Raw genomic sequence first — 12,634 nt, forward strand, 5'->3', positions numbered from 1 at the left:
CCTGAATGCCGCTGAGCTGAGGGTCAGACTTCGCCGATGCTGGTGACCACGTCGGCGCGTCCCTCCGAGAGCCGGTAGGTCACCCCCATGACCGCGGTGCGGCCCTCCGCGACGGCGTTGTGGAGCACACGGGAATGATCGACGATCCGGTGGGCGGTCTGCTTCACGTGTTCTTCGACCGTCTCGTTGACGCTGGTGATTCCGGCGCGCTGCGCGGCCAGCACCGAGGGGGTGATGCGCTCGACGAGGCTGCGCACGAAGCCGGTGGGGGTGACTCCGGACTCGGTGGCCTGCAGCGCAGCCGAGACGGCGCCGCAGGAGTCGTGCCCGAGGACCACGATCAGCGGGACCTTCAGCTCGGCGACGCTGAACTCCAGAGAGCCGAGCACCGCGTCGTCGGTGACCTGCCCGGCGGTGCGGACCACGAAGACGTCACCGAGGCCGACGTCGAAGATGATCTCCGCGGCCAGGCGGGAGTCCGAGCAGCCGAAGATCGCCGCCATCGGATGCTGGGACTCGGTCAGCGAGGATCGGCGGGCGGCATTCTGGTTGGGGTGCTTCGATTCACCCGAGACGAAGCGTTCGTTGCCGGCTTTGAGCAGTTCCCAGACCTCCGCGGGGAGCGGCTGAGCGGGCGTGGTCGATGCGGTCATCCTGTGGAACCTCCGTTGTCTTCCCCTGTTTCTACCTCAACATGTTCTACCTCAACATCGATCGATTCGGTGACCGCTCTGCGGAAGATGTCGAACTGCTCTGCCGTGGCCTCCCCGCCGAACACGATCGCCGTGCCGTCGACCGTGTTCGCCTCGGCCTCCAGGACGTAGTACTTCCACTCGTCGTTCTCGCGGACCTCGAGGGTCAGCCCATCGACGGTCTCCTCCCCGGTGGCCCCGATCTGCCGCGTCGCATCGTTGACCCAGGCGGGGTTGGGCTCGTCGGTCTGCGCGAAGCTCAGGAAGCTCTGCTCGTCGACGGAGTACCCGACCTCCCAGGCAATGACCCCGAGCTCTGCGCGGTTCTCCCACCGGGCATAGTTCGCCGTCCACCCCTCGGGCACATCCGGGACGATGGCGGTGTAGCCGGCCACGTCGCTGGTCCAGCCGGCAGCCTCTTCGACGTCGACGTCAGGGGTGAAGGCGACATCGCGTTCTGGTCTCAGCCCCATCACGGCGAACAGTGCCAGCATGGTGATCGCCACCGTGATCACGACGCCGATGAGGGGCTGGCGCAGCCGCTTCGCCTGGGACTGCGTCAGCTGCGGGGTGGGGGTCTCTTCTGGCTCGGTCACTCCTCCATTGTGTCACCGCCGGCAGACATGCCCGGGCCCGTGACTCGGTGCCGTGTCGGCGCTCACGGCTATGATGGCGGCAGGGCCGGCGACGAGGCCGGTCAGAAGCCGAGACGACAAGGTGGCCCAAGCCCATGAACGATTCTTCGCAGCCCGGCGGCAAACGCTCCGACGACGGCTCCACCCAGGACTTCTCCCACCTTTCAGCGCGCCTGGCCGTCGGAGACTCCGAGCCTGACCGCCACCTCGCAATGGAGCTGGTCCGGGTCACCGAGGCCGCGGCCATCGCCGGCGGCGCCTGGGTGGGCATGGGTGACAAGCTCACCGCCGATGGTGCCGCAGTGGATGCCATGCGCTCCCTGCTGGACACCGTGAACCTCAACGGGATCGTGGTCATCGGCGAGGGGGAGAAGGATGAAGCCCCGATGCTCTTCAACGGGGAGCGGGTCGGCAACGGCAGCGGACCGGAGGCCGACGTGGCCGTGGACCCGATCGACGGCACCCGGCTCACCGCGCTGGGCTACAACAACGCGCTGGCAGTGCTGGCCGTGGCCGAGCGCGGCACGATGTTCGATCCATCGGCGGTGTTCTACATGGACAAGCTGATCACCGGACCCGAGGCCGCCGACATGGTGGACCTGCGCCTGCCCGTGAAGCAGAACCTGCACCTGATCGCCAAGGCCAAGAACAAGCGGATCAGTCAGCTCAACGTCTGCGTGCTCGACCGCCCGCGCCACTCCAAGCTGGTCGAGGAGATCCGCGAAGCCGGAGCTCGCACCCGTTTCATCATGGACGGTGACGTGGCCGGAGGCATCGCCGCGGCCCGCGAAGGCTCCGGCATAGACGTGCTCATGGGAGTGGGCGGCACACCTGAGGGCATCATCACCGCCTGCGCCATCAAGGCCGTCGGCGGTGTGATCCAGGGTCGCCTGGCTCCGATCGACGACGAGGAGGCGCAGAAGGCGCTCGACGCCGGCCACGACGTCAGCAGGGTGCTCACCACCAACGAACTGGTCACCGGCGACAACTGCTACTTCGCCGCCACCGGCATCACCGACGGCGATCTGCTGCGCGGCGTCCGGTACCAGGGAGACAAGGTCACCACTCAGTCCATCGTGATGCGTTCGAAGTCCGGCACGGTCCGGGTCATCGACGCTGAGCACCAGGCTCGCAAATGGGAGTCCTACACCAGGCAGTGATGCACCGGCACGCGCGGAGCTATCAGGAGATCGCGCGGGACAGCTGATGCGTTCGTCGTCTCTGTGGTCTGAGCTGTCCGCGGGCGACGGCGATTTAAACGTGATGCCCGTGAGTGATGGATTTCAGCGGTGACAGACGACATCGGGGGATGGATGACAGCGGAGAATGCCGAGGACCTCAGGCGACTGCGGCTTCGCTATGCAGGAGTTTGCTGCGTCTGCGCAGTACCGCTCCAGCAAGGGACCGAGGCTCTCTACTCCGACCGCCGCAGGAAGGTGCTCTGCATGCGCTGTTCCCCCGCAACGCACACAGACATGTCACCACCTCTGGCTGAATCTGAGGTCCCTCCGGTTGGGGGCCGAGGGCGCGCCGGGGCGGGTGCGCAGCGGGAGTATGACCGCCGAAGGGCCAAGGATGATGCGCGGATCCGGCAGAAGTGGGGACGCTTCGGCGGCGTCGCCATCGCGCTGAGCCAGGAGAAGCAGAGCACCACCGCCTGGGCGATCGGCGCGGAGGGAGAGCGTCGGGTCGGGTCCCGCCTGGACAGGGTGGCTCTCGAGCTGGGCGGCCTGGTGCTGCATGATCGGAAGATCCCAGGGTCCCGCGCCAATATCGACCACATCCTGATTGTGCCCAGCGGAGTCTGGGTGATCGACACCAAGAAGTACACGGGCAGGGTGGAACTCCGGCGGAGCGGAGGACTGCTGACCTCGAGGGTGGAGAAGCTCACCGTGCGCGGGCGGGACTGCACATCCCTGGTGGATCAGGTGCTCAAGCAGGTGGACCTGGTGCGTGGTTGTGCGCCGAACGTCCCAGTCTCGGGAATGCTGTGCTTCTACCGCGCCGAATGGCCCCTGGGTGGGCATCCACGCACCCGGGGAGTTCATGTGCTCTGGCCCAGACGCGTCAAGCAGGTGGCGAGGGCCGGGACTGGGGCGAGGATCGACGTCGACTCCATCGGCGCGCAGCTCGCCGACCGCTTCGCAGCTTCTGGGTGACTCCTCACGAGGGGCTGACAGGGCCACGCGGCCTATCTATTGTGGTGTCATGGCTTTCGCGAATGTGGGAACGCTGGGAGTTGTGCCAGGCGCCCGGGACCGAGTCGTCTCCATATTGACCCGCCATAATCCAGACCTGGAACAGGCCGGATGTCTTCTCTACGAGGTCGGCATCAGCGACGAGCACCCCGAGACGGTCTTCGTCAGCGAACTCTGGACCTCCGCGGAGGCCCACCAGGACTCGCTCCAGCTGCCGAGCGTCCGTGCACTCATCGCCGAGGCCATGCCCCTGCTCTCGGGTGCCATGGACGGATACCAGTTCGACGTGGTCGGATCGCCGCTGCCGTAGCCGCTTCCATGTATCAGGGACCTCCGTCCCACGCATCCGGCGCTACTGGATCTCGGCGTCGGGCGGGGCGATATGGTGCCGCTGGCCGCCGTCGGCCGAGGCCACCCCGGCCACCGCGGAGAAGCCCTTCGGCTCCTCACCCGCGGCCTGCGCCTGCATCCCCGGGGTCGCCTCCGTGCGTCCGGTGATCTGCCCCAGGCTGCGCAGCACCCGGTCCACCACGAGCCCAGCCGATTCCAAGTCAGCGACGACCTCGTCGATCGCGTCCAGATGCTCCTCGTCCACGGTGATGATCCACTGCTGCTCCGGCATGGTCACTGTCCTTTCGGCCGCTGGGATCGCAGCCAATCCCGCCCCGACATCCTCACGCTCAGCGCCTGCCAGGGGACGCGCGGTGCGGATCAGCTCATCCCACAGCGCCTGGCCGCGCAGCCCGGTGGAGGCCGAGAGCAGGGCGGCGATGCCGGAGACGTGTGGGGCTGCCATGGAGGTGCCGCTGATGCTGCGGTGGTGCTCGGGACGCGGCCAGGATGAGTAGACGTCCACCCCGGGGGCGGCGATGTCGACCTCCCCACCATCGTGCGGCAGGGAGCGGGCTGAGAAGTCCGCCACGTGCAGCCCGGTGTCCAGCGCGGCCACCGCCATGACGTAGGGGCTGTTCGCCGGTGCCCCCACGAAGCCGGGGTTTCCTGCGCTTCGTCCGGCGTTGTTGCCCGCCGCGGCTACCAGCACCGAACCCCGCTCCAGCGCCCGCCGACCAGCGGTCACATACGGAGGATGGACCTCGCGCACATCGGCGCCCAGTGACATCGAGATGATCTGGCAGTTGTTCGCCAGCGCCCAGTCGATCCCAGCGAGGATCGAGGCGTCTGAGCCGGATCCGTCCGCACCGAGCACCTTCGCCGAGAAGATCTCGACCCCGGGGGCCACGCCGAAGCCTCGACCGGACGGGGCAGCCCAGGGTCCGCAGGCGGTGCCCACGCAATGCGTGCCATGACCGTGGACGTCCTCAGGACCCTCCCCGGCGATGAAGGACTCTGCCGTCACCACGCGGCCGGCGAAGTCCGGATGGTCGACGTCGAAACCGGTGTCCAGCACCGCGATGCGCACCCCGGCGCCGGTGAGCCCCGCCGCTTGGGCGCGGTCGATCTCAATGGCCTGCAACCCCCAGGTCAGTGCAGCGGTGTCGACGACTGCGGCTGTCGTCGTGCGCTCGGCGGGGGTCGCCCCGATCGCGTAGTAGGTCAGCTCCCGGCTGTAGCTCATCGGCGCTCGACGTTCACGACATCGACCGCTGAACGCCTCGAGGTCACCGGACTCGCCGTCGACCACGCCGACGCCGAGTCGAGGGAAATAGATGTCGGTGGAGAAGCCCTGGGCGCTGAGCAGCCCGGGAGCGTCCCGTTCCAGCACTTCTGAATCTGAGGTGTCAAAGGTCACTACAAAGCGTCCCATTGTTGTCCCGTCCCTCCGCCGCGCCGACACGTGGGCACCAGGCTAGGGTTGCAACCTGCATATCCGCCGAGTGACCTGGAGATCGTCCCTGCGGCCAGCTGTCCGGCGCGGTCTGCTCCACCCGGGGGGTGTTTCCCTGTGCGGGCGAGCAGAGGTCATGGCGCATAATTGGGGACTGTGACGCGACAGGACAGCAACCCAGCCCCGCCCAGCGGCCCCGCCGGCACCCCGAGGATCGGGGTCATCGGCGACGGCCAGCTGGCCCGCATGATGGCCCCCGCCGCCGTCGAGCTGGGCATCGAGCTGCATCTGCTCGCCGGCTCGGCCGACTCCTCGGCCGCGCAGGTCATCCCGCACACCACGTTGGGGGACTACACCGCCCCCGCAGACGTGACGGCGTTCGCGGCCGGCCTAGACGTGATCACCTTCGATCATGAGCACGTGCCTGCCGAGGTGCTTGACGCTCTCACCGCGAACGGCGCCGAGATGCATCCCGGTCCCGAGGCGCTGATCTACGCCCAGGACAAGCTCGCGATGCGCCGCGCCGTGGAGCAGCTGGGCCTGCCGAACCCGCGCTGGGCCGAGGTCCGCAGCGTCGACGAGCTGCTGAGCTTCGGCGCCGACGCCGGCTGGCCGGTGGTGCTGAAGACTCCGCGCGGCGGCTACGACGGCAAGGGTGTGCGGATGATCGACTCGTCCGAGCAGGCCGCTGACGCCCAGGACTGGTTCGCCCGCGCCGCCGAATCCGGCGCGGGCCTGCTCGCCGAGCAGAAGGTGCCCTACACCCGCGAGCTCTCCGCCCAGGTCGCGCGCTCGGCCACCGGGGAGACCGTGACCTACCCGGTGGTGGAATCCACCCAGACCCACGGAGTCTGCGACGAGGTGATCGCCCCCGCGCCGCACACCAGTGAGGACCATCTGGACCTGTGCGAGCGCATCGCCCGCACGATCGCGGAGAAGCTCCAGGTCACCGGCATGCTCGCAGTAGAGCTCTTCGAGATCAGTGAGGATGACGCCGACCCCGAGGCTGGAATCATCCCCGGCATCTACATCAACGAACTGGCCATGCGGCCGCACAACTCCGGGCACTGGACGATGGACGGGTCCATCACGAGCCAGTTCGAGCAGCACCTGCGCGCGGTGCTGGGCCTTCCGCTCGGCGCCACCGAGGTCAAGGGCGGCGCCGGCGGCTACACCGTGATGAAGAACCTGCTCGGCAGCGCCGCCGCCGGCGAGCGATCCCTGCACGGCTCCTTCGCCGCGGCGATGCGCCGCTCGCAGGGCTCGAAGATTCACCTCTACGGCAAAGAGGCCCGCCCGGGTCGCAAGATCGGGCACGTGAACATCCTCACCCAGACCCATTCCACGCAGGAGACCTGGGAGGCACGTCGAGCAAGGCTTCAGCGTGTGCGCCGAGCTGCAGCAGACGTGGCCGAGATCATCGTGGAAGGACCCGCCCAATGAGCCAGACCACCGAGAACCACCCCACCGATGCGAGGCCAGGGGAAGCCCAGGCCCAGCCCGGCGCCCCCGGCGCCGCCCAGGTGAGCCTCGTCATGGGGTCGAACTCCGACTGGCCGGTCATGAAGGCCGCCGCGCAGGCGCTGGACGAGTTCGGCATCACCTTCGAAGCCGACGTCGTCTCGGCCCACCGGATGGCCGAAGAGATGATCAGCTACGGCAAGACCGCGCACGAGCGCGGGATCCGGGTCATCATCGCCGGTGCTGGGGGAGCCGCCCATCTGCCCGGCATGCTCGCCTCGGTCACCCCGCTGCCGGTGATCGGCGTTCCGGTGCCGCTGAAGCACCTCGACGGCATGGATTCACTCCTGAGCATCGTGCAGATGCCCGCCGGGGTCCCGGTGGCCACCGTCTCCGTCGGCGGCGCCCGCAATGCGGGGCTGCTCGCCGTGCGCACTCTGGCTGCCGGGGACTCGGCCCAGGCCGCACAGCTGCGCGAGAAGCTGCTCGACTTCCAGAAGGCGCTGGCGGCTGAGGCCCACGCGAAGGGTGCCGCGCTGCGCGAAGAAGCCGCCGAGCTGGAGACGTACCGGACACGATGACCGACTCCGCCATCAGCTACCACCGGTTCAACAGCGAACCGGATGTGATCCGCAGCCCGCAGCGTGGTTCCGCGACCGACCGCACCCGTCGCGCCCTCATGCTCCTGGCGCTGACCCTCTTCATCCCCGGCGCCGCCCAGGTCGCCGCAGGCTCCAAGAAGCTCGGCCGCGCCGCCCTGGCGGTGACGGTCGCCTGCTGGTTCTCCGCACTGCTGCTGGGACTGATGTTCCTCACCATGCGAGGGGTCGTGCTCTCTCTGCTGACCCAGCCGTTCATGCTCTGGCTCAGCGCCGTGGTGCTGGGCGCGCTGGCGATCGGCTGGCTGATCCTCTGGCTGGACACCTTCAGGCTGCTCCACTTCACCTCCCTGGCGCCGCGACTGAAGCCGATCGTCGTCGTCGTGCTGGTGGTGCTGATGACCGTGACCTCCGGAACGCTGGGCTACGGCGCCAAGCTGGTCAACGAGGGCCGTGCGGCTCTCGGCGGGATCTTCGCCGCCGGGCCCGGCATCGACGCCGTGGACGGTCGATATAACTTTCTGCTCATAGGCGCCGACGCCGGCGAGGGACGCGACGGACTTCGGCCAGACTCCATCCATGTGGTCAGCGTCAACGAGGACTCCGCGGAGACCATCATCTTCTCGATTCCGCGCAACTTCCAGAACGCCCAGTTCAACGAGGACTCCCCGTTGAACGCCGTCTACCCGACAGGCTATGACTGCGGCGACGAGTGCATCATCAACTTCCTCTACACCGATGTGATGGAGAACCATCAGGACCTCTATCCCGAGGCCGAGGATCCCGGTGCCGAGGCCATGATGGACGCGGTCTCCGGCAGCCTGAACCTTGAGGTCTCCGGCTACGTGATGGTGGACATGGGCGGCTTCGAGGACCTCATCGACGCCATGGGCGGGGTGAGCGTGAACTCCGGCGGCTGGGTGCCCTACCGCGGCCCGATGCCCGATGGCAGCTGGGGCGACAACTGGTGGGCCCCCGGGGTGTACGAGTTCTCTGGCCAGGAGGCACTGGCCTACGCGCGATCGCGCACCTTCAGCTCCGACTACAACCGGATTCAGCGTCAACAGTGCATCCAGCAGGCGATGATGTCCCAGTTCAACCCGCAGACGCTGCTCTCGCGCTTCAGCGAGATCACGCAGGCCGGAGAGAACGTGGTGGAGACCAACCTGCCGCAGTCCCAGCTGGGCTCCTTCCTGGACCTGGCCGTCGACGCGCAGGGCCAGACTCCGCAGCGACTGGTGCTCGGGGCCCCGGACTTCGGCGCCTCCGGTGACATGTTCTCGACCTACCCGGACTTCGAGCAGATCCAGCGCCGGGTGGATGAGCTCATCGCCAATGAGGAGCACCAGAGCGGCGGAGGCCTCTTCGGCTCCGCAGGGTTCCTGCCCGCACACTCGGGTGCGCTGGGTGTGACGCTCACGACACCGCAGGCCACGCAGCAGGCCGCCGACGCCGTGGAAGACGACGAACCCCCGATCGACTCCACCCCGCCGCCCACTCAGCCAGACGGCTCTGAACTGACCCGGGAGTACCTGGTCGAGGCTCAGATGAACGGTCAGACCGCAGTGCTGGAGGAGGCCGCCTCCTCGAATTACCGCTGTGACCCGGTGAAATAGGGCTGATAAGGTTCTCCCGATGTTCATGATGATCAACCCCGTCCGCGAGTATGCGTGGGGTTCCACCACCGCGTTCAGCGAGCTCTTCGGCTGGGCCGCTTCGGCGACCCCGCGGGCGGAGATCTGGATGGGTGCTCACCCTGGAGACCCCTCCTCCCTGCAGCTGGCCCCTGAGTCTGTGCGGCAGCCGGTCGAGGTCACCTCGCTCCCGGACTACCTGCGAGGCTCCGACCAGGCTCCGGGAAGCTTCCCCTTCCTGCTCAAGGTCCTCGCCGCCGAGCAGCCGCTCTCGATCCAGTCCCACCCCACCGCGGACCGGGCCCGGCGTGGCTTCGCAGCGGAGGAGGCGGCGGGAATCGCGCTCGACGCCCCGCATCGCAGCTATAAGGACCCCAACGCCAAACCTGAGCTGATCGTCGCACTGACGGAGTTCTCCGCGCTGTGCGGATTCCGGCCCCACGCGGAGGCCGCAGCGGCGCTGACATCGCTCAGCTCGGCCGTTGCCGGTGTCGAACGCCCGGCAGACGACCAGCAGCTGCCCGCGCTTCTGGACCGGCTCCACGACTTCGTGGCGGCGCAGGACTACGCAGGAGCGCTCGAGCATCTGCTGCGCAGCGGACGCGACGCGACCCAGGCTGCCGCAGAAGAGCTGCACAGGTTCCTGGGTCGGGCCGACCTGCCTGACGGGCACGGCAGGGCCGCCCTCCGCGATGCGCTGGACCCAGGCACGCGCGAGATGCTTGCCCACGTCAGCGCGGCGTTTCCCGCAGATCCCGGTGTCTTCGTCACGTTGCTGCTGAACCGCGTCAGGCTCCAGCCCGGAGAGTCGATCTACCTCCCGGCCGGCAATCTTCACGCCTATCTGCACGGGGTGGGAGTGGAGCTGATGGGCAACTCTGACAACGTGCTGCGCGGCGGACTGACCAGCAAGCCCCTTGCCGTCGATGAACTGCTCAGCGTCACCGACTTCGGCGTGCTCCCGGTCCCACACTGTCCGGTGCAGGACTCTGGGCCCGCTCCGCGCCGGACCCAGTACCAGGCTCCGTTCGAGGAGTTCCAGCTTGAGCTGATCGAGTTCCCAGGCGAGACGGTGCTGGATCGACTCGGTCCCGGTATCGTGCTCTGCACCGCGGGAACGTTCACGCTGCACGCTCCCGACGCGGCCTCGAGCGAGGATGCCGCCGGTGAAGAACTCACCGCAGCCCCAGGAACGCCTCGTATGCTCACCCTTACTCCGGGCGAATCCGCCTTCCTGCCGGCAATCGCCGGCCACCGGCTGAGCGCATCCGCTCACGCCCAGGCCTTCCTGGCCAGCACCTCCTTCGCCAGCCAAGACCTGTAGGACTATTCCCATGATCCCCAAGCTGTACCGGCGCATCGAAACCCTCGTCCTCAGACTCTGGCGCGAGGTCGCGAAGTTCGGCGCCGTGGGCGGCGTCGCCTTCATCATCGACTCCGCGATCTTCCTCTGGCTGATCAGCGGCCCCATGGATGACTCGCAGCTCAAGGCCAAGGTCGTCGCCGGCGTCGTCGCCACGCTCTTCTCCTGGATGGCGAACCGCTACTGGACCTTCCGGCACAAGCGCTCCACCGGCAAGACCCGCGAGCTGGTGATGTTCCTGCTGATGAACGCGATCGGCCTGGGCATCCAGACCGGCTGCGTGGGCATCGCGAAGTACGCCCTGGGCATGGATTCGGTGAGCGAGGTCTTCATCGCCGGCAACGTGATCGGCCTGGTGCTGGCCACCGTATTCCGCTTCTTCGCCTACAAGTACTGGGTCTTCACCACCGACCGCTCGGGTCTCGCGGAGCTGCCCACTGAACAAGATCCAGCCGCCGACGCCGCCGAGGTCACCTCCCGCTGAGCCAGCGGGCCGAGCAGCTCCACAGTCGGACAGCTGTCGAATCCGCGGGTCATTCCACCCGTCTCCGCCGCAGGGATGGGACGGGCATCGCCGCGGGAATCGAGTGGGTGAGGGGAGCCGCTGTCAGCGGATCCCCTCATTGCGCAGCATCTGTTCCCAGGCCTTCGGCTGCGCGGCGGGATCACCCTGGAACAGCACCACCGGGCGGCTCTGCGCCCAGGCTGCAAGCATCCGAGCGAACAGGTCGCCGCCGCCCCAGCGCACCAGTCCCCAGTCCTTTAGGCTAACCTCGGTCGGTTCACCGACGACGACGAGCCCACCGCCCACACTGCCGCCCGCCCCGGCCCCTGCGCCCGCCCCGGGCAGCTCGAGCGGCGGCAGCGGAGCCGGCAGCTGGTCCGGATGCTGGCGGACCTCGGCGGAGATGTCCAGCGCCCAGGCCGGAAGTCGCTGCCCGGTGGCCTCCTCGAAGGACGCATCCAGCAGGCCGGGGGAGAGCGCCGCGAGTTCCGCATCCCCGAGAGCATGCGCCAACGGGCCCGCGCCGGTCCAGTCGCCGGGCCGGTCGGTGAGGATCAACCCCGGCTCCAGCGCCGAGGCAGTGGCTGCGCGGGCGTCGTCGTCGTTCTGCGCGGCTCCCAGCGCAACCAGGGTGGCCCTCCAGCCCAAGGCTCCTGCGGCCAGCAGGACGGCGGTGGCCTTCCAGTGAGGTGCGGCGTCGACCAATACGGCGGCGCCTTCATCGATCTCACATTCCTGGCTGAAGAGGCCGATCAGCTTGACCGTCCAGTTCTGCAGCACCCGCCCGGAGAGCTCCACGCGTTCCTGGTCCTCGCCTGCTCCATACCAGATCAGCGCGGGCTGCGGACGAGACTCGAGCAGGTCCAGCAGGGCAGGGAACGTCTGCGGCGGCCGGGCGGTCGAGCCGCCGAGTGTGAGCGGGGTCATAGTTTCTCTCCTGGGCCCGCCACGCCTCGCGGCAAGCTTATTTCTGACGGCGTGTCGGGCGTGATCGAGGGGTTGACGGTCTGATAGTGGCGACTTAAGTCGCTCACTTGACGGATCATTACTTACGCCAGTGTAATTAGGAGCAGTACACGCATGATCAACCTCGGGAGGCCCTTTGATGGGGAACGCAGAGCGGCTGGGCACAGAACAGCCCGGCACCACGGCCATAGCGCGCAGGACGGGTCTAGAGGTTCCTGCTGATTGGTTCGTGGACCCTGCTGATCCTCAGGCCGCCGAGCGGCTGGAGCACGGCAAGACCCTCGAGGATCAGGCCACCGCATTCCTCGCCGCCCATGAAGAGGCCGAACGTCGCTCTGTGGCGAACGCCTCGGCCGGCACCAGCTCTTCGGTCACCGCTCTCAGTGAGGCTCCTTCCCGCCGCACTGAGGCCCCGACCCGCGAGCTGCCTGGCCGTGAGACCGCAGCGCCGGAGACCCGTCCCGCGGACTCGAGCAGGACCACCTGGCTGGGCCTGCCCGCGCTCGTTCCCACCGATGAGATCGAGGGCGAGCTCGCCTGGCAGGTCGACGCGCTCTGCGCGCAGACGGACCCGGAAGCCTTCTTCCCCGAGAAGGGCGGCTCCACGCGAGACGCCAAGAAGGTCTGCGGCGCCTGCAACGTGAAGCAGGAATGCCTGGAATACGCGCTGGGCAACGACGAGCGCTTCGGCATCTGGGGCGGACTGTCCGAGCGGGAGCGGCGCAAGCTGCGAAAGAGAGCACTCTGATCAACGGTCACTCTGGCCCCCACATCGCCGCCGTCGTCCTGAACGAC

Annotated in this window: 13 protein-coding genes; 9 read left to right on the forward strand and 4 right to left on the reverse strand. The window is 68.0% G+C overall.

Annotation, left to right across the window (positions count from 1 at the left end; genetic code table 11):
- Positions 1–23: 23 nt before the first annotated feature.
- Together LTI14_RS11335 and LTI14_RS11340 are read right to left on the reverse strand one after the other, a co-directional pair.
- Entirely contained in the window at positions 24–653 is a 630-nt protein-coding gene (locus LTI14_RS11335; protein WP_241476567.1) for a carbonic anhydrase, read from the reverse strand.
- Positions 650–1,288 carry a DUF4245 domain-containing protein gene (locus tag LTI14_RS11340; protein WP_241476568.1) on the reverse strand — a complete coding sequence of 213 codons (639 nt, stop codon included), beginning with the start codon at positions 1,286–1,288 and terminating at the stop codon, positions 650–652. The genes LTI14_RS11335 and LTI14_RS11340 overlap by 4 nt, the downstream gene beginning before the upstream one ends.
- 134 nt (positions 1,289–1,422) lie before the next feature.
- Here LTI14_RS11340 and glpX point away from each other — a divergent pair, with 134 nt between their 5' ends.
- The 3 genes from glpX (at position 1,423) to LTI14_RS11355 (ending at position 3,835) form a co-directional block, all read left to right on the forward strand.
- Positions 1,423–2,487, forward strand: coding sequence for a class II fructose-bisphosphatase (gene glpX, locus LTI14_RS11345; protein WP_241465144.1), 1,065 nt, complete (start codon positions 1,423–1,425; stop codon positions 2,485–2,487).
- A 315-nt stretch (positions 2,488–2,802) separates the two neighbouring features.
- Positions 2,803–3,486 (forward strand): nuclease-related domain-containing protein, encoded by a 684-nt coding sequence (locus tag LTI14_RS11350; RefSeq protein WP_241476569.1) that lies wholly within the window; start codon positions 2,803–2,805, stop codon positions 3,484–3,486.
- A 49-nt stretch (positions 3,487–3,535) separates the two neighbouring features.
- The gene (locus tag LTI14_RS11355; RefSeq protein ID WP_241465142.1) at positions 3,536–3,835 is read left to right on the forward strand and encodes a putative quinol monooxygenase; all 300 of its coding nucleotides are present in this window, start codon (positions 3,536–3,538) and stop codon (positions 3,833–3,835) included.
- Between the two features lie 42 nt (positions 3,836–3,877).
- Here the strand turns inward: LTI14_RS11355 and LTI14_RS11360 are convergent, their stop codons facing one another.
- Complete coding sequence (locus tag LTI14_RS11360; RefSeq protein WP_241476571.1) at positions 3,878–5,275, reverse strand: S8 family serine peptidase; 1,398 nt, start codon at positions 5,273–5,275, stop codon at positions 3,878–3,880.
- Between the two features lie 192 nt (positions 5,276–5,467).
- Between LTI14_RS11360 and LTI14_RS11365 the strand changes: the two genes are divergently transcribed.
- The 5 genes from LTI14_RS11365 to LTI14_RS11385 are packed head-to-tail and all read left to right on the forward strand — an operon-like array spanning position 5,468 to position 10,852.
- Positions 5,468–6,754, forward strand: coding sequence for a 5-(carboxyamino)imidazole ribonucleotide synthase (locus LTI14_RS11365; protein ID WP_342357757.1), 1,287 nt, complete (start codon positions 5,468–5,470; stop codon positions 6,752–6,754).
- The gene (purE, locus tag LTI14_RS11370) at positions 6,751–7,353 is read left to right on the forward strand and encodes a 5-(carboxyamino)imidazole ribonucleotide mutase (RefSeq protein ID WP_370642697.1); all 603 of its coding nucleotides are present in this window, start codon (positions 6,751–6,753) and stop codon (positions 7,351–7,353) included. Before LTI14_RS11365 ends, purE begins: the two co-directional genes overlap by 4 nt.
- The gene (locus tag LTI14_RS11375; protein WP_241476572.1) at positions 7,350–8,987 is read left to right on the forward strand and encodes an LCP family protein; all 1,638 of its coding nucleotides are present in this window, start codon (positions 7,350–7,352) and stop codon (positions 8,985–8,987) included. Before purE ends, LTI14_RS11375 begins: the two co-directional genes overlap by 4 nt.
- Before the next feature lie 25 nt (positions 8,988–9,012).
- Complete coding sequence (gene manA, locus LTI14_RS11380) at positions 9,013–10,329, forward strand: mannose-6-phosphate isomerase, class I (RefSeq protein ID WP_241476573.1); 1,317 nt, start codon at positions 9,013–9,015, stop codon at positions 10,327–10,329.
- A 10-nt stretch (positions 10,330–10,339) separates the two neighbouring features.
- Positions 10,340–10,852, forward strand: coding sequence for a GtrA family protein (locus tag LTI14_RS11385; protein WP_241470389.1), 513 nt, complete (start codon positions 10,340–10,342; stop codon positions 10,850–10,852).
- A 123-nt stretch (positions 10,853–10,975) separates the two neighbouring features.
- Here LTI14_RS11385 and LTI14_RS11390 read toward each other — a convergent pair whose 3' ends face one another.
- Entirely contained in the window at positions 10,976–11,800 is an 825-nt protein-coding gene (locus LTI14_RS11390; RefSeq protein ID WP_241476575.1) for a TIGR03089 family protein, read from the reverse strand.
- Positions 11,801–11,978: 178 nt separating this feature from the next.
- Here LTI14_RS11390 and LTI14_RS11395 point away from each other — a divergent pair, with 178 nt between their 5' ends.
- The gene (locus LTI14_RS11395; RefSeq protein ID WP_241476577.1) at positions 11,979–12,587 is read left to right on the forward strand and encodes a WhiB family transcriptional regulator; all 609 of its coding nucleotides are present in this window, start codon (positions 11,979–11,981) and stop codon (positions 12,585–12,587) included.
- Positions 12,588–12,634 lie beyond the last annotated feature (47 nt).

Source organism: Nesterenkonia sp. YGD6, from assembly GCF_022565895.1.
GTDB lineage: Bacteria > Actinomycetota > Actinomycetes > Actinomycetales > Micrococcaceae > Nesterenkonia.